Genomic DNA, 15,622 nt, shown 5'->3' on the forward strand with positions numbered 1-15,622 from the left:
AATGCGGCCTGTCATTCTGTGGTGTCTCCGGTTGCCGGGGCAGCGGTGCCGCTCCACCGGGCGTCGAGAATGTCAAGCGCCAGCGGAAATGTCTCGGCCATGGGGCGGTTGCGCGCGTAGGTATTAACTAAGTGCATAGCCTCTTGCGGGTGCATACCAGCGCCGATCAGGCCAAGCCGGATGATCTCGGTAACGTCAGCGGCATTGAATTGCATGGCGACCACGCGCTGATAGAATGCGCCGATGCCCGTGTCGGCCAGTCGTTCAAGCTCGGTGATCATGTCGTCGGTCAGGGTGAAACTGTGTTCGGCGGTGCCGAAAAACGCGCGGTGCGTGATCATGCTGCGTCTGCCTCTGGGGCCGGGGCAGAAGCGCCGGACGTTGTGTAGGGGTTGGCCAAGCTGTCACCGTCCGGCAAGGGTGCGAGGTTCAAGCCGCTGCGCACCTCATTGGCTGTCATCGCGCCCATGCTGCGGTATTGCCCATAGGCACCGGCACGGGCTGCAGCATTGGTGGTCAGCAGATCGTCGGTGACAAATTCCACATAGAATGCCTCGCGCTCCTCTGGCGTGAACAGGACGCGCGCATAAGCCCAAGCCCAGCTTGTCAGCCACGGCTTGAGCGTGATGGCGTAGAACTGGCGCGCCATCTCCTCAGTGTTGGACCATGTGCCACGGGTCAGCTCAAAAAGCATTGTTGGCGGCACCCGGAACACGCGGGCAATCTCGCGAATTTGTTCAAGGCGGTTCTCGGCAAACTGAGCATCGGCAAGGGTCATGCTCAGCTGGTCATAGCTCATACCTTCATCGAGAATGGCAGTGCCGCCAGCGTTGCGCCCCGCGTGGGTGTTGAACCACGATGCCGCGATCTTCTTCTTGGCTTCGACATCCAGCACCTTGTCGCTCTTGATAATGCCGGACGGGCGCGCGCCATTGGCGAACAGGGACGCGACGTGCTGTTCAAATGCCAATGACAGGGCAATGGCTTCACGGCCCAGAGTGATCGGCGAAACGCCACCAAAGGGCTGCACATGAAGAATGTCGCGATAGCTGAAGCGGCGCTGACCCTGATCGGCGGTCTGCACAATGTAGAAGGGTTCGCCGTCCAGCTCATAGTCCAAACGAACGCTCGCCGGGTCCAGCCGGTGCAGCTCGAAGGGTGTATCGTCGCTCAGCCGCACGACATGGGCGTAGCCATTGCCGGTCAGTAGGGCGTCGATGGTGAGCGCTTCACGCAACTGGCCAGCGCTTGTCCACTCGTTTGCCTCATCATGCACCAGCTTATACGCGGCACTGTCCTTGGCGGCTTCTTTGGTGGCGCTCAAATGCACCTTGGCGGGCATGGCACCGATGGTCTCAGCGATCAGCGCCACCGCGCATGCAACGGCAGGAACACGCAAGGCAGAGTTGCCACTTACGTGGATACCAGTCGCGGTAGGTGTCATGCCGAACAACCCAAATGCCTCTAAATCGGTCAGAGTCAGGGCTTTGGCTTCGGGCTTTCCGAACAGGCGGTCGAGGAAGGGCATGGGTGTTCCACAAGCTGGCAGGTGGTATATAGATACCACACACTCAGCCTTCTGTGAATCCCATAAATGTAATAGTATTACAATTCTGGTTCACCCGAGTATTGCTATCGGGAACCTTGTTTAACCACTCAGATTGCACCTATGATACAACTGGATATGGGCAGGCAGAGAGCGTCATAATGGCCACTCAAGAGATCTCTGACATCGTTGACCGAGCTGAACTAGTTCTAAGAACTGCTTACGCCGGTTTGGATATGATGAGGTTGTCGAGTGGCGCGAAGAAGGACCTCGGACTTCGCAACGTCCTTACCTTCGGCCGAAGCGTGACGTTCGTGATACAAAACCTGAGCAGTAAGTCCGAGCGATTTGAGGAATGGTATAAACCGCATCAGGATAGGCTGAAGGCTGACCCTGTATTTAGCTTTTTCAGAGACGCGCGAAATAACTTGGAGAAACAGGGGCGCTTAGAGATCGCGACGTCCGCCCATATAGTATCATTTGGCGACGAAGAAATGAAGGCTCTCTCGGCAGATAAACCGCCGGGTGCAATAGCCTTCTTCATAGGTGACCAGCTTGGCGGGTCAGGTTGGGAAGTGCCGCTGCCGAATGGAGAGAAGCTTAAATACTACGTGGAGATGCCAAGTGACATTGCAGTTGTCGAGCAATCATTTGTGGGCAGTCTCGCCGAGAAATATTTGAGCGATAATAAGCAGACTACTTTAGAACTCTGCGAACAATACTTAGCCGCGCTATCAGACATCGTCGATAGCGCGAGAGAGTATTTTCTAGCTCAGCCTGCTGCTCAGCTATACCGCGGAACCCGCCTACCTCCATATATAAAGGTTATCAAATAAGACCCTCCACGCCTCTAGATACCGTAAGAAGGAAGTTTTGCGATTGCGTCGGCCTTGGTCTTCAGGGTCACGTCGCCATAGTCATCAGCTGCGGTCCTACCCGCGTGCCCCTGTATCGCATCAGCCACGCGATCTGAGACGCCAAGTTCCCGGCACTGTGTTTTGAAGCGGTGTCGCCATGCGTGGTTGGGCTGAACTCCATCCGGCACTAGACCATCCCGGCGAAGCCATTCCGCAAGCTGGCTGGATATTCTGACCGCTTTCGTGGCGTATCGCGCAGGCTCTTTTCCACCGTGGAACAGCGGGCCGCTTCCCGCCTGCTCAAGGAAGCGCTCGAACCCCTCATCAATAAGTTGCTGGTGCAGCGGCACGTCCCGATACTCACTTGTCTTGACCGATCCAGCGTCCGGCGTGATCCGCATACCCCAATGCCCGCCCTCCTTACGCAGGTCTTCTTTACGAAGCTGCGTCAGCTCAGTGACCCGCGCGCCCGAAAACGCTGCCAACATTGGCACCCAACGTTTTGCCGCTATCAGCTCAGGCTTCTCGCGCACCCTGCCTCGTTCGTCTTCGTGGGGTGTATATTCCCGAGATGCCTTCAATAGCTTCAACGCCTCAGCGTCGGTGAAACCTTTCTCGCGACTGCGCCTTTGCCGGGGCTTCGGCTGCTTCACGGTCGCAGCCACGTTCTGCGTCAGGCGCTCGTTATCCACCGCCCAGTTCAGCAGTGACCGGATCGTTGACAGGTATTTGTCGCTGACAGTCTTTGCCGCTAAATCTTTCAACAGATGATCCCGCCATTCCACAATGTCTTTCTTGGTAAGCCGCGCGGCGTCATCGTGCTTCACGAATTTGCGCAGCCTCTCGACCGTCAGCCCAAGCTGACGCCCGTTGTCCCTCATAAAGCCTGCCTGCTTGCGGGCGGTCACATAGTCCGCCCAAAGGCGTTTGAGACTGACCGGCTCAGGGGCGTCAGAAGGGGGCTGGGCGTTCACAATGATGGGCACGGTAGGGGTGCCAGTGAAGTCACCCTCGTCACGCTCAGCGACCCGCGCCAGTGCCTCTAGCTCTGCGCTGCATAGAGCGCGAGCGATCACGCGCCACTCGTCACTCCCCTGCCCAGCGCTGACATTGCCGACGGCCCGGAACCTTTCAAGTTGATCGCCGATAAGTGCTTGCAGTTCGTCGTCGCTGCTACGTCCCGCAACCGCCTTCCGCAGCCTGTTCACATAGAGGTCGTCAATACCGCTGTCCGCGTATCCCGGCTCATTTCTGAGAAGATCGTCAAAGGCTAGCCGCTGATTGTAGTGGCTCAGCGCGATCTGATCAGCTGCCAGCGGATAGCGTCCGGCACCGGCCTGTGCATGCCCCTGCCCCGCCTTACGCTCTGCTTGCGCAATCTGGTGCTGGAGTCGTGCCACAGCACCGGGCAACAGCTTGAGCGCCTGACGGTAGTCCCCACCCAATGGGCTGCGCAGCTCAGTCTTCCCTACGACATCGCGGAGGTCTTTCGGCACCACGAGTCGCGCGTGATACCTACCTGAGCGGTTGATTAGATGCCTGACCTTGCCAGCCATGGTGCGTTCCTGATTGTAACCAGAGTTGTAACATCAGAACGGCCAGCGGGCCTTATTTGCAAGGGTTTTCTTTGTTATCAAAGGGGTAGGATGGTGGGTGATAAGAGATTTGAACTCCTGACATCTTCGATGTGAACGAAGCGCTCTACCACTGAGCTAATCACCCTTGCGGGGCGAAGTAGCCAATTGCGGCGCGGCTTGCAAGAGGGTTTAGCGCAAAAACTGTCGCGAGATGCGGCGGGCCCTGCCCCACGGTGGATACGAAAACGCGCGCCCCGGAAGGCGCGCGCTGATGGCATTCTAACTGGCCGTTCGCCTTAATGCGTGGTCGTGGCGTCCACGCCTGCGGCACGGGCCTTCATCGCGGCGGCCTCGGCGGCCTCTTGGGCGGCTTCGTCCCAATCGATCGCTTTTGGCTTGCTCACCAGCGCATGCTCCAGAACTTCCGAAACATGGCCCACCGGGATGATGGTCAGCCCCTCTTTGACGTTGTCGGGGATGTCCGGCAGGTCTTTCTCGTTCTCCTTGGGGATCAGCACCGTGGTGATGCCGCCGCGCAGGGCCGCGAGAAGTTTCTCCTTCAATCCGCCGATTGGCATGGCGTTACCGCGCAAGCTGACCTCACCGGTCATGGCGATGTCGCGCCGCACCGGAATCTGCGTCAACACCGAGACGATCGAGGTCACCATCGCCAGACCGGCCGAGGGGCCGTCCTTGGGGGTGGCGCCGTCGGGCACGTGCACGTGGATGTCCAGCGTGTCGAACTTCGGCGGCTTGACCCCGATCTGCGGAGAGATTGACCGGACGTAGGAACTGGCCGCGTCGATGCTTTCCTTCATCACGTCGCCAAGCTTGCCGGTGGTCTTCATCCGACCTTTACCCGGCAGGCGCAGCGCTTCGATCGACAGAAGCTCGCCGCCGACTGAGGTATAGGCCAGCCCGGTCACGACACCGATCTGGTCCTTCTCCTCGGCCAGACCAAAGCGGTGCTTGCGCACGCCAAGGAAGTCTTCGAGGTTGTCGCCGGTGACGGTGACGCTCTCGGCCTCTTTCTTGACGATCTTGGTCAGCGACTTGCGCGCCACCTTGGCGATCTCACGCTCGAGGTTCCGCACACCGGCCTCGCGGGTGTAATAGCGGATCATGCCGGTCAGAGCGGAATCCTCGATTTTGAATTCCTTCTCCTTCAAACCGTGGTTCTTGATCTGCTTCTGCACCAGATGCTGCTTGGCGATCTCGCGCTTTTCGTCCTCGGTGTAGCCGGAAAGCGGAATGATCTCCATCCGGTCAAGCAACGGCCCGGGCATGTTGTAGCTGTTCGACGTGGTCAGGAACATGACGTTCGACAGGTCGTATTCCACCTCCAAGTAGTGGTCCACGAAAGTGCCGTTCTGTTCCGGATCAAGCACTTCGAGCATGGCCGAGGCCGGGTCGCCACGGAAGTCCTGACCCATCTTGTCGATTTCGTCGAGCAGGATGAGCGGGTTCGTGGTCTTGGCCTTCTTCAGCGCCTGAATGATCTTGCCGGGCATGGAACCGATGTAGGTCCGGCGGTGGCCGCGGATCTCGGATTCGTCGCGCACGCCACCGAGCGAGATGCGAATGAATTCGCGCCCCGTGGCCTTGGCGACGGATTTGCCCAAGGATGTCTTACCGACGCCCGGAGGGCCGACAAGGCACATGATCGGGCCCTTCATCTTGGTCGAGCGCTGCTGCACGGCGAGATATTCGACGATGCGTTCCTTGACCTTCTCGAGACCATAGTGATCGTCGTCGAGGATCTTCTGGGCACGACCCAGATCCTTCTTCACGCGCGACTTCACGCCCCACGGGATCGACAGCATCCAGTCAAGGTAGTTGCGCACCACGGTGGCTTCGGCCGACATGGGCGACATGTTCTTAAGCTTCTTCAGCTCGGCCTCGGCCTTTTCGCGGGCTTCCTTGCTCAGCTTGGTCTCGGCGATCTTGGCTTCGAGTTCGGCCACTTCATTCTTGCCGTCCTCGCCGTCACCCAGCTCCTGCTGGATCGCCTTCATCTGTTCGTTCAGATAGTATTCGCGCTGCGTGCGCTCCATCTGCGACTTCACGCGGGTCTTGATCTTCTTCTCGACCTGCAGCACCGACATTTCGCCCTGCATCAGGCCATAGACCTTCTCAAGCCGCTCGGAGATGCTCAGCGTCTCCAGCAAGTCCTGCTTCTGCTCGACTTCGATGCCGAGGTGACCGGCCACGAGATCGGCCAGACGCGCAGGCTCGGCGCTTTCGCCAACGGCTGCGAGCGCTTCCTCGGGGACGTTTTTCTTGACCTTGGCGTAGCGCTCGAACTCATCGGCCACGGTGCGCAAGAGCGCCTGCGTGGTGGCCGCGTCGCCCGGCATCTCGGTCAGATACTCGGCGCGCGCCTCGAAGAAGTTGTCGTTCTCAAGGTATTCGGTGATGCGCACCCGCGCTTGGCCTTCGACCAGCACTTTCACGGTGCCATCGGGCAGTTTCAGCAGTTGCAGCACATTGGCCAGCACACCAGCCTTGTAGATGCCGGATGTGTCGGGATCATCCTCGGCAGGGTCGATCTGGCTCGACAGCAGGATTTGTTTATCGTCTGCCATCACCTCTTCAAGGGCGCGGACGGATTTCTCGCGGCCAACGAAAAGCGGCACGATCATGTGGGGAAACACGACGATGTCGCGCAGCGGAAGCACCGGGTAGGATGCGTTCAGTGGCTCTAACATGCTCAATTCCTTATCTTAGCAAGACATCCGGGCCCCTGTCATAGGCGGCCTCTGACATCCCCTCTTCTGGACAGGACATGTGTGCATCCCATCCGCCTGTTTCAATCCCTTGCGGGCTATTCGACCGCCATCATCGCGCTTCGGCGGGATGGAGGCAAGCGCGCGATGGGGTGATTTCGCCCCAATTGCACGCGTCGTAAGAAAGGGGCGCCGCGCGGGCGCCCCTGATCGGTCAGGCTTCGGCCTGTTCCAGCGTCGGATAGTCGGTAAAGCCCTCGCGCCCACCGCCATAGTAGGTATCGGTATCGCCCTCGTTCAGCGGCCCGTTCATCTGCCAGCGGCGCGGCAGATCGGGATTGGCGATGAAGGGGCGACCCACGGCGATCAGATCGGCCTTATCCTCGGCCACGGCCTTGATCGCCATCTCGCGGTCATAGCCATTGTTGGCCATGTAAGGCCCGTCAAAGAGCGCCCGCAGCGCGGCGATGCTTTCACCTTCGTCCAACTCGCGCGAGCCGCCTGTCGCGCCTTCGACAAGATGCAGATAGGAGAGGTTGTAGCGGTTCAGCCCCTTCACGACATACTCAAAGGTCTCTTGGGGATTGGCGTCTTCGATCCCGTTGGCGGGCGAAAAGGGCGAGAGGCGCAGCCCCACACGTTCGCCGCCCCAGACTTCCGTCACCGCATCCAGCACCTCGAACAGCAGACGTGCGCGGTTTTCCACGCTGCCGCCATAGGCGTCCTCGCGTTTGTTGCCGCCGGTTTTGAGGAATTGGTCCAGCAGATAGCCATTGGCCCCGTGAACCTCGACCCCGTCGAAGCCTGCTTTCTTGGCCATCTCGGCGGCATGGGCATAGTCGGCGACCAGACGCGGCATCTCATCCAATTCAAGCGCGCGTGGCTCGGAGGTATCCTCGAACCCGTTGGCGGTGAAGGTTTTCACGCCAGCGCCGATAGCAGAAGGCGCGACAGGCTTGCCGCCATCGGGCTGTAGAGAGGTGTGGCTGATCCGGCCCACATGCCAAAGCTGGATGACGATCCGCCCACCTTCGGCATGCACCGCGTCGGTCACCTTGCGCCACGCGGCGACTTGGCCCTCGCTATGAATGCCGGGGGTCTGGAAATAGCCCTTGCCCTCGGGGCTGATCTGGGTGGCCTCGGTAATGATGATGCCCGCGCCCGCCCGCTGGCGGTAATAGTCGACATGCATGTCCGAGACTTCGCCGGTCTCATTATCCGCGCGGTTGCGCGTCAGGGGGGCCATCACCAAACGGTTCTCGGCCGCGATCTCACCGGCGGTGAAAGGGGTAAAAAGCTTCTCGGTCATATTCGGGCCTTTCCTTGCAATAGAATGTGCAAGGCACCTAAGACCCCGCCACCTTGCAGCAAGGACCGTCAGCACAAATTCGCGTGAGGGCGAAACGCCCCGCCGCTACAGCGGGTCGATGTCGCCCTGCTCGCGCCCTGCGTGGAAATCGGCCTGCCACTGGGTGAACCGCCCCGCCGCAATGGCCTCGCGCATGCCGGCCATGATGTCTTGGTAGTATTGCAGGTTGTGCCATGTCAGCAGCATCGACGAGATGATCTCTTGGCTGCGGAAGACATGGTGTAGATAGGCGCGCGAATAGTTGCGGCAGGCCGGGCAGCTGCAATTCTCATCCAGCGGGCGCGGATCATCCTGATGCCGCGCGTTCTTGATGTTGAGCACGCCCCTCCGGGTAAAGACTTGCCCCGTGCGACCAGAGCGTGAGGGCAGGACACAGTCCATCATGTCGATCCCCCGCGCCACGGCACCGACGATATCGTCGGGCTTGCCCACGCCCATCAGATAGCGCGGCCTGTCCTCGGGCAGCATGTCGGTCGAGAAATCCAAGGTAGAGAACATCGCCTGCTGCCCCTCCCCCACGGCCAGACCGCCGACGGCATAGCCGTCAAAGCCGATCTCGCGCAGCGCCTCGGCGCTTTCTTGGCGGAAGTCTTCTTCCAACCCGCCTTGCTGGATGCCGAACAGCATGTGACCGGGGCGGTCGCCAAAGGCCTCCCGGCTGCGCTTGGCCCAGCGCATCGACAGACGCATGCTTTCGGCGATGCGGTCCCGGTCGGCGGGCAGCGCCGGGCATTCGTCGAAACACATGACGATGTCCGAGCCCAGAAGCTCCTGAATCTCCATCGAGCGCTCCGGCGTGATCTCATGCTTGGAGCCGTCGATGTGGCTTTTGAAAGTCACGCCGCGTTCGGTCAGCTTGCGCAGGCCAGCAAGGCTCATCACCTGAAAACCGCCACTGTCGGTCAGGATCGGCTTGTCCCAATTCATGAACTTATGCAGCCCGCCTAAGGCGGCCACACGCTCTGCCGTGGGGCGCAGCATCAGGTGGTAGGTATTGCCCAACAGGATATCCGCGCCCGTCGACGCCACGCTTTCAGGCATCATCGCCTTGACGGTCGCCGCCGTGCCGACCGGCATGAAGGCAGGCGTGCGGATCTCGCCGCGTGGGGTCTGGATCACGCCACTGCGTGCCTTGCCGTCCTGCGCGTGTTTGGTGAATCCGGTGCTGGTCATACGATGCCCTCTCTGCCTGCGACTGGCGCGATAAACCAGTGGCGGGAAACATGCAATAAAGCTAAAATAGCCAAGATTGCTTGAAAATGATATTGCTCAAAGGATTACGGCCTTGACCCTCGAAGATATGCTGCTCGGCTTGTTGGAGAACAACCTTGCTTGGCTTTTGCTGGCCCTGCTGGTCGTGATCCTGATCCTGAAATCGGTCAAGATCGTCCCGCAGTCCGAACAACATGTGATTGAACGCTTTGGCCGGTTGCGCGCGGTCTTGGGGCCGGGGATCAATATGATCGTGCCCTTTATCGACAGTGTGGCGCATAAAATCTCGATCCTCGAACGACAATTGCCCACGGCCAGCCAAGACGCCATCACCCGCGACAACGTGTTGGTGCAGGTGGACACGTCTGTCTTTTACCGCATCACCGAGCCTGAAAAGACCGTCTACCGCATCCGCAACGTGGACAGCGCGATCTCGACCACCGTGGCGGGGATCGTACGGGCCGAGATCGGCAAGATGGATCTGGACGAGGTGCAGGCCAACCGCAGCCAGTTAATCACCACCATCAAGGCCAGCGTCGAAGACGCCGTGGACTCTTGGGGGATCGAAGTGACCCGGGCCGAGATACTGGACGTAAACCTAGATGCCGCCACCCGCGCCGCGATGATGCAGCAACTCAATGCCGAACGCGCCCGCCGCGCGCAGGTGACCGAGGCCGAGGGCAAGAAACGCGCCGTGGAACTGGCCGCCGAGGCCGAGCTCTATGCCTCCGAGCAGACCGCCAAGGCCCGCCGCATTCTGGCCGATGCCGAAGCCTATGCGACCCAAGTCGTCGCCACGGCGATCAACGAAAACGGGCTGGATGCCGCACATTACCAGATCGCGCTGAAACAGGTCGATGCGCTGAATGCCATGGGCAAAGGCGCGGGCAGCCAGACCATCCTTGTCCCTGCACAGGCCCTCGAAGCCTTTGGAGACGCTTTCAAATTGCTCAAAGGGAAAAGCTGATGGCGGCTTGGTGGACGCTTTGGTGGGTTTGGGTCTGCGCGGCGCTGGCGCTCGGCGTGGTTGAGCTTTTGTTGCCCGGTTCGATCTTCTTGGGCTTTGCCCTCGGCGCGCTTGGCACGGCCTTGATCGTCGCCCTCTGGTCGCCCGCCAATGTGGCTCTGCTGCTGGCCCTCTTTGCCGTGCTGTCCTTGATCGCTTGGCTGGCCCTGCGGGCGCTTTTCAAACGGCAGTCCAGCGGCGCACGAATCGTGACCCGTGACATTAACGAAAACTAAACGCCCGCAAATGGCATGAAGAGGCGCCGCGCAGCCTTGAATTGCCCGAACCCCCGCTACATTGCGCTATCCATGCAGCGGCTTGCCTTACTCTCACGCGCTTTCGCGACTGTGTTTCCTCGTTTTCTGGGGGCCTTCGTGCTGGCGATTGCGCTGCTGACGGGGGCCGCCACCGGGCAGGCGCAGGAAAAATGGTTTGAAACGACCGAGCTGAACCCCGGCCTGCCGCCCCCGCCTGAGACGCTGGACCGCGGCACACCGATGGCCGCGTTAGAAAGCTTCATCTACCTCACCGACAATGGGCACTATTCGGACGCGGCCCATATCCTTGACCTGTCGGACCTGCCGCAAGGGGATCAGGCGGTTATTGGGGCCGAGCGCGCTTTTCAACTTTCCGTTCTGATGGAGCGCAAGGTCGTCGTGCCATGGCGCAGGCTGGCGGACCGGCCCGACGGCTGGCTCTCAGGCTCGGCCGAGGACAATGACACCGGGCGCGTGCGCCGCTCGCTCTTGATCGACCGGTTGGAACTGGGCGGCCATGACGTGCCGCTGCGGCTCAACCGGATCAAACCTGGTGAGGATGCCGAGCCAGTCTGGGTCTTCTCGCGCCAGAGCATCGATAACATTCCGCATCTTCACGCGCAGTATGGGCCGACGGACCTTGAGACGATGCTGCCCGACTGGCTGCGCATTCGCGCCTTTTGGGGCATGTACCTGTGGGAGGTGCTGTTCCTGCCCCTGCTGGTCGTCGTCGCGCTAACAGCCGGTTGGTTCGCCTTTAGCATCATGCGCCGCCTCGGGCAGGCCGCCAAACGCCGCTGGATGCGCTTTTTGCTGCGCTCCTTCCGCTGGCCCGCCGCCATCGTGCTTTGCGCCGCGATCATCGGCACGGCCACCAGTCGGGTCTTGGTCGTGTCGGGCTTTATCGACGCGGTGCTGAGCCCGATTTTGCTGATCGCCTATGTTACCGCCGCCGCCCTTGCCATTGTCTTTACCTTTGACGAGATCTTTGACCGGATCAGCCCCAACAACGCCTATGAGCTTGCCGATCCGATGAATGCCCATATGCGCTCCATCGCCACGACAATCGCGGCGGCGCGCAAAGGGGTGATCGTGATCGCCGTGCTGGTGGCCTCGGGGGTGATCCTCGTTTCCAGCAACGCGGACAACACCATTGGCCTGTCGCTGCTGGCCTCTGCCGGTGCGGTGACCATCGTCTTGGGTTTCGCCGCCCGTGAGGTTCTGGGCAATATCCTCGCCTCTATCCAGATTGCGCTGAACCGCTCTGCACGGATCGGGGACCAACTGATCTTCGAAGGGCATTTCTGCACGGTCGAGCAAATTCACTTTACTTACGTGCAACTGCTCAACTGGAACGGCACCCGGCTGATCGTGCCGGTCAGCTATTTCGTCTCCGACGCCTTTGAAAACTGGTCGATCGAGGATCACGCCATGGTGCGCCCCATCATCCTGACCCTGTCGCAAAACGCTGATGTGGCAGCCCTGCGCCGTGTGTTCTTTGACCTCTTGGCCCGCGAAGACCCCGATGATGTCAAACCGATGGACAAGGCCAAGGTGCATGTGCTCGACCAAGATGCCTTTGGCATCAAGGTGCGCTTCGAGTTGCCCACCGACAATGCCGCGACCTTTTGGGATATCGAATGCCGCGTGCGTGAGGAACTTCTTGCCGCCGCCGCACGGATGGAGAAAGAAGACGACGTCCGCATGTTGCCCCCCGCCCCTGCGGATATGGGCACCCCCTGACATCGCGCCGCTTGATGCAGCCCCTGCCGCAGGTTAGGCAGGCAGACCAATGACCCAAGGAGCAGGCAATGGAAAAACTCACATTTGGTTGGGAAGAATGGGTTGCCCTGCCCGATCTTGGCCTGCCCGCGATCAAAGCCAAAGTCGACACCGGCGCGCGCACCTCGGCGCTGCATGCCCATGACATCGAAGTCTTCGGCCCCGCCTCCAAGCCCAAGGTGCGGTTCAACGTGCATCCCATCGCCGGGCGCGAAGATATCTCGATCACCTGTTCCGCCCCAATCATCGACCGGCGCGAGGTGACTTCTTCCAACGGCGAATCCGAACAGCGCTTCGTCATCGCCACCACGCTTGAGGTCGGCGGCCAAAGCTGGCCCATCGACGTGACCTTGACGAACCGGGGCACCATGACCAGCCGCATGTTGCTGGGCCGTCAGGCGCTGACCGAACATATCAACATCTCGGCAACCGAACGGCGGCTGCAACCTGATCTGAATTACGACGTCTACCACACCGCCAGCCTGCGCCACAAAGCGCCGCAGCGCGCCCTGCGCATCGCGGTGCTGAGCCGGGAAGACAACTATTCCACCCGCCGTCTGGTCGAAGTGGGCGAAGCGCGCGGCCATGTGGTCGAAGTCATCGACACCACGCGCTGCTATATGGCGATCAACCAACTGGCCCCCGAGGTGCATTACGACGGCAAGCGCCTGCCGCGCTACGACGCGGTGATCCCGCGCATCGGCGCATCGATCACCTCCTACGGCACCGCCGTGATCCGCCAGTTCGAGACCATCGGCACCTTTTGCGTCAACGGCTCTGCCGGGATCACCGCTAGCCGCGACAAACTGCACGCGCATCAGGTCTTGGCCGCCAAGCGCATTGGCATGCCGACCACGGCCTTCGCCGCCTCGCCCAAAGACACCAGCAACCTGATGGCGTTGGTGGGCACCGCGCCGCTGATTGTGAAGCTGCTGGAGTCGACCCAAGGCAAGGGCGTCGTGCTGGCAGAAACCAAGAAGGCCGCCGAAAGTGTGATCGACGCCTTCCGTGGCCTGCGCGCCAACTTCCTCGTGCAGGATTTCGTCAAGGAGGCCGCCGGTGAAGACATCCGCTGCCTCGTGGTGGCGGGCAAGGTCGTGGCCTCTATGAAACGCACGGGCGCGGAGGGGGACTTCCGCTCGAACCTGCACCGGGGCGGCTCGGCCAAGGTCGTGCGCATCTCGAAAGAGGAACGCGATACCGCCGTGCGTGCCGCCCGGGCCTTTGGCCTCGGCATCGCCGGGGTCGATCTGCTGCGGTCGGAAAGCGGGCCAAAGGTGCTTGAGGTCAACTCCTCCCCCGGGTTCGAGGGGATTGAGAATGCCACCAAGAAAGACATCGTCGGCAAGGTCTATGATGAGATCGAAGCCCGGGTGAAGCCACAGCCCGCGCGGCGTCGCAAAGGCGGCTAGCGGGGGCGACAGCAGCCCCACCCGGCTTGGGGCCACTTTACGCCCCTGCCCGCAATCCCTATATAAAACGTCGAGAATGATGCGAGGCAAGAGATGACCGAACAGACCCAACCGCTCGAAGGGACACCGCTGATTGCGCCCTCCTCCACCGATCACCCGCTTTACGAGCAGGTCGTTGAGGCTTGTCGCACGGTCTATGACCCTGAGATCCCGGTGAATATCTATGAACTGGGGCTGATCTACACCATCGACATCAACGACGAGAATGAAGTCGACATCAAGATGTCGCTGACCGCGCCCGGCTGCCCCGTTGCCGGTGAGATGCCCGGTTGGGTTGCCGATGCGGTTGAGCCGATTGCCGGGGTCAAGCAGGTCAATGTGGCACTGGTCTGGGAGCCGCCTTGGGGCATGGACATGATGTCGGACGAAGCCCGCCTTGAACTGGGCTTCATGTAAGCGACAGCTTTACAAAGCGAAGAACAGACGCCGTCGATGCAGGGCATTGGCGGCGTTTTCTTTTGGCCGCATCCCGCCGAGCGGGGCTGCCGTGGATTGTTCATTTGACTGACATGATCCGGTCGTGAAACCGTTACATCGGGCACCCATAGAAGCCCCAGAACTTCATTCACGAACGGATAACATTATGCGAACACTTGTTTCTCTCGCCGCTCTGGCCCTCGCGCCCGGCATGGCGCTGGCCGAGACCCATGCCGCCGCGACACCGGTGGAGTACGGCCCCCGCCCGGCCTATCTGGTGGACAAGCTGCCCGAGGGCGCATTGAAGGACAAGCTGGCTTCCTGCATGGGCCAAGAGGCCGCCAAGACCGATTTCTCCATCGGCCACCGTGGCGCGCCGCTGATGTTTCCTGAGCATACCGTGCAATCCAACGTCGCCGCCGCGCGTATGGGCGCGGGCATTCTGGAATGCGACGTGACCTTTACCACCGATCACGAGTTGGTCTGCCGCCACGCCCAGAACGATCTGCACACTACGACGAACATCCTCGTCTCCGATCTGGCCGAGAAATGCACCACCGGCTTCACCGCCGCGTCGGGTGACACGCCCGCCAGCGCCGAATGCCGCACCTCCGACATCACCTTGGCCGAATTCCGCACCCTGACGCCCAAGATGGACAGCGCTGACAAGACCGCCACCACCGCCGAAGACTATCAGGGCGGCGTCGCGACTTGGCGCACCGAGCTTTACAGCGACAAGGCCGATCTGATGACCCATGCGGAATCGATCGAACTGTTCAAATCCCTCGGTGCCAAATTCACGCCCGAGCTGAAATCCCCCTCCGTCGAGATGCCGCACGAGGGTTTCTCTCAGGAAGACTACGCGCAGAAACTGGTGGATGAATATGTCGCCGCAGGCATCCCCGCCTCCGACGTCTGGCCGCAGTCCTTCAACCTCGAAGACGTGCTCTACTGGGTCGACAACACACCCGAATTCGGCAAGCAGGCCGTCTATCTGGTGCAGTGGTCCGACGGTTTCGATGAGCAAAACCCCGAGACTTGGGCCGAAGATTTCGCCGATCTGAAAGCCAAGGGCGTGAACTACCTCGCCCCCTCGCTCAACATGATGCTGACCAACAAGGACGGCGCCATCGCCGCATCCGAATACGCCATGGCCGCGAAAGAAGCAGGGCTGACCCTGATCGCATGGACGCTGGAGCGCTCCGGCCCGCTCGCCTCCGGTGGCGGTTGGTACTTCCAGTCGGTCAATGACATTGTGAAAGACGACAGCGACTATCTGGTGGCGCTGGATGTGTTGGCCCAAGACGTGGGCGTGGCCGGTGTCTTCTCTGACTGGCCCGCGACCGTGACCTATTATGCGAACTGCATGGGCCTCTGATCGGTCCTAGCCGTTAGAACGCC

The 15,622-nt window shown here is 60.7% G+C and carries 13 protein-coding genes and 1 tRNA gene; 7 read left to right on the plus strand and 7 right to left on the minus strand.

The annotated features are described in order from the left end of the window. Nucleotides 1-11 precede the first annotated feature (11 nt). Together ACGYLI_RS00120 and ACGYLI_RS00125 are read right to left on the minus strand one after the other, a co-directional pair. Nucleotides 12-341: a gene transfer agent family protein gene (locus tag ACGYLI_RS00120; protein WP_394416181.1), complete on the minus strand. Its 330-nt coding sequence runs from the start codon at nucleotides 339-341 to the stop codon at nucleotides 12-14. After that, entirely contained in the window at nucleotides 338-1,528 is a 1,191-nt protein-coding gene (locus ACGYLI_RS00125) for a phage portal protein (RefSeq protein WP_394416183.1), read from the minus strand. Before ACGYLI_RS00125 ends, ACGYLI_RS00120 begins: the two co-directional genes overlap by 4 nt. A gap of 179 nt (nucleotides 1,529-1,707) precedes the next feature. On the opposite strand from ACGYLI_RS00125, the gene ACGYLI_RS00130 reads away from it, so the two are divergent. Next, entirely contained in the window at nucleotides 1,708-2,382 is a 675-nt protein-coding gene (locus ACGYLI_RS00130) for a hypothetical protein (protein ID WP_394416185.1), read from the plus strand. 14 nt (nucleotides 2,383-2,396) lie between these two features. On the opposite strand, the gene ACGYLI_RS00135 is transcribed toward ACGYLI_RS00130, so the two are convergent. The 5 genes from ACGYLI_RS00135 to tgt form a co-directional block, all read right to left on the minus strand. Beyond that, complete coding sequence (locus ACGYLI_RS00135) at nucleotides 2,397-3,959, minus strand: DUF6538 domain-containing protein (RefSeq protein ID WP_394416187.1); 1,563 nt, start codon at nucleotides 3,957-3,959, stop codon at nucleotides 2,397-2,399. 91 nt (nucleotides 3,960-4,050) lie between these two features. Next, nucleotides 4,051-4,125: transfer RNA gene (locus ACGYLI_RS00140), tRNA-Val, on the minus strand. Between the two features lie 151 nt (nucleotides 4,126-4,276). Beyond that, entirely contained in the window at nucleotides 4,277-6,688 is a 2,412-nt protein-coding gene (lon, locus tag ACGYLI_RS00145; RefSeq protein ID WP_394416189.1) for an endopeptidase La, read from the minus strand. Between the two features lie 232 nt (nucleotides 6,689-6,920). After that, nucleotides 6,921-8,015 carry an alkene reductase gene (locus ACGYLI_RS00150; protein WP_394416191.1) on the minus strand — a complete coding sequence of 365 codons (1,095 nt, stop codon included), beginning with the start codon at nucleotides 8,013-8,015 and terminating at the stop codon, nucleotides 6,921-6,923. 105 nt (nucleotides 8,016-8,120) lie between these two features. Further along, nucleotides 8,121-9,248 carry a tRNA guanosine(34) transglycosylase Tgt gene (gene tgt, locus ACGYLI_RS00155; RefSeq protein ID WP_394416193.1) on the minus strand — a complete coding sequence of 376 codons (1,128 nt, stop codon included), beginning with the start codon at nucleotides 9,246-9,248 and terminating at the stop codon, nucleotides 8,121-8,123. A gap of 127 nt (nucleotides 9,249-9,375) precedes the next feature. Between tgt and ACGYLI_RS00160 the strand changes: the two genes are divergently transcribed. The 6 genes from ACGYLI_RS00160 to ACGYLI_RS00185 all read left to right on the plus strand — a co-directional run bounded on the left by ACGYLI_RS00160 (nucleotide 9,376) and on the right by ACGYLI_RS00185 (nucleotide 15,599). Continuing rightward, a complete protein-coding gene (locus tag ACGYLI_RS00160) occupies nucleotides 9,376-10,254 on the plus strand; it encodes an SPFH domain-containing protein (RefSeq protein ID WP_394417119.1) in 879 nt (292 codons plus the stop codon). Next, entirely contained in the window at nucleotides 10,254-10,529 is a 276-nt protein-coding gene (locus ACGYLI_RS00165; RefSeq protein WP_394416195.1) for an NfeD family protein, read from the plus strand. Before ACGYLI_RS00160 ends, ACGYLI_RS00165 begins: the two co-directional genes overlap by 1 nt. Nucleotides 10,530-10,601: 72 nt before the next feature. Next, nucleotides 10,602-12,293 (plus strand): mechanosensitive ion channel family protein, encoded by a 1,692-nt coding sequence (locus ACGYLI_RS00170; protein WP_394416197.1) that lies wholly within the window; start codon nucleotides 10,602-10,604, stop codon nucleotides 12,291-12,293. A gap of 68 nt (nucleotides 12,294-12,361) precedes the next feature. Continuing rightward, on the plus strand, nucleotides 12,362-13,744 hold the full coding sequence (gene rimK, locus ACGYLI_RS00175) for a 30S ribosomal protein S6--L-glutamate ligase (RefSeq protein WP_394416199.1): 1,383 nt from the start codon (nucleotides 12,362-12,364) through the stop codon (nucleotides 13,742-13,744). A 93-nt stretch (nucleotides 13,745-13,837) separates the two neighbouring features. Then, nucleotides 13,838-14,200 carry an SUF system Fe-S cluster assembly protein gene (locus tag ACGYLI_RS00180; protein ID WP_209218051.1) on the plus strand — a complete coding sequence of 121 codons (363 nt, stop codon included), beginning with the start codon at nucleotides 13,838-13,840 and terminating at the stop codon, nucleotides 14,198-14,200. 187 nt (nucleotides 14,201-14,387) lie between these two features. After that, nucleotides 14,388-15,599, plus strand: a complete 1,212-nt coding sequence (locus ACGYLI_RS00185; protein WP_394416201.1) for a glycerophosphodiester phosphodiesterase family protein — start codon at nucleotides 14,388-14,390, stop codon at nucleotides 15,597-15,599. Nucleotides 15,600-15,622 lie beyond the last annotated feature (23 nt).

The sequence above is a fragment of the Sulfitobacter sp. 1A13421 genome, assembly GCF_043557285.1.
GTDB classification, from domain to species: Bacteria; Pseudomonadota; Alphaproteobacteria; order Rhodobacterales; family Rhodobacteraceae; genus Sulfitobacter; species Sulfitobacter faviae.

Coding starts and splice junctions, on each gene's coding strand:
- ACGYLI_RS00120 (WP_394416181.1), bottom strand. CDS start 341: ATGATCACGCACCGCGCGTTTTTCGGCACCGCCGAACACAGTTTCACC.
- ACGYLI_RS00125 (WP_394416183.1), bottom strand. CDS start 1,528: ATGCCCTTCCTCGACCGCCTGTTCGGAAAGCCCGAAGCCAAAGCCCTG.
- ACGYLI_RS00130 (WP_394416185.1), top strand. CDS start 1,708: ATGGCCACTCAAGAGATCTCTGACATCGTTGACCGAGCTGAACTAGTT.
- ACGYLI_RS00135 (WP_394416187.1), bottom strand. CDS start 3,959: ATGGCTGGCAAGGTCAGGCATCTAATCAACCGCTCAGGTAGGTATCAC.
- lon (WP_394416189.1), bottom strand. CDS start 6,688: ATGTTAGAGCCACTGAACGCATCCTACCCGGTGCTTCCGCTGCGCGAC.
- ACGYLI_RS00150 (WP_394416191.1), bottom strand. CDS start 8,015: ATGACCGAGAAGCTTTTTACCCCTTTCACCGCCGGTGAGATCGCGGCC.
- tgt (WP_394416193.1), bottom strand. CDS start 9,248: ATGACCAGCACCGGATTCACCAAACACGCGCAGGACGGCAAGGCACGC.
- ACGYLI_RS00160 (WP_394417119.1), top strand. CDS start 9,376: ATGCTGCTCGGCTTGTTGGAGAACAACCTTGCTTGGCTTTTGCTGGCC.
- ACGYLI_RS00165 (WP_394416195.1), top strand. CDS start 10,254: ATGGCGGCTTGGTGGACGCTTTGGTGGGTTTGGGTCTGCGCGGCGCTG.
- ACGYLI_RS00170 (WP_394416197.1), top strand. CDS start 10,602: ATGCAGCGGCTTGCCTTACTCTCACGCGCTTTCGCGACTGTGTTTCCT.
- rimK (WP_394416199.1), top strand. CDS start 12,362: ATGGAAAAACTCACATTTGGTTGGGAAGAATGGGTTGCCCTGCCCGAT.
- ACGYLI_RS00180 (WP_209218051.1), top strand. CDS start 13,838: ATGACCGAACAGACCCAACCGCTCGAAGGGACACCGCTGATTGCGCCC.
- ACGYLI_RS00185 (WP_394416201.1), top strand. CDS start 14,388: ATGCGAACACTTGTTTCTCTCGCCGCTCTGGCCCTCGCGCCCGGCATG.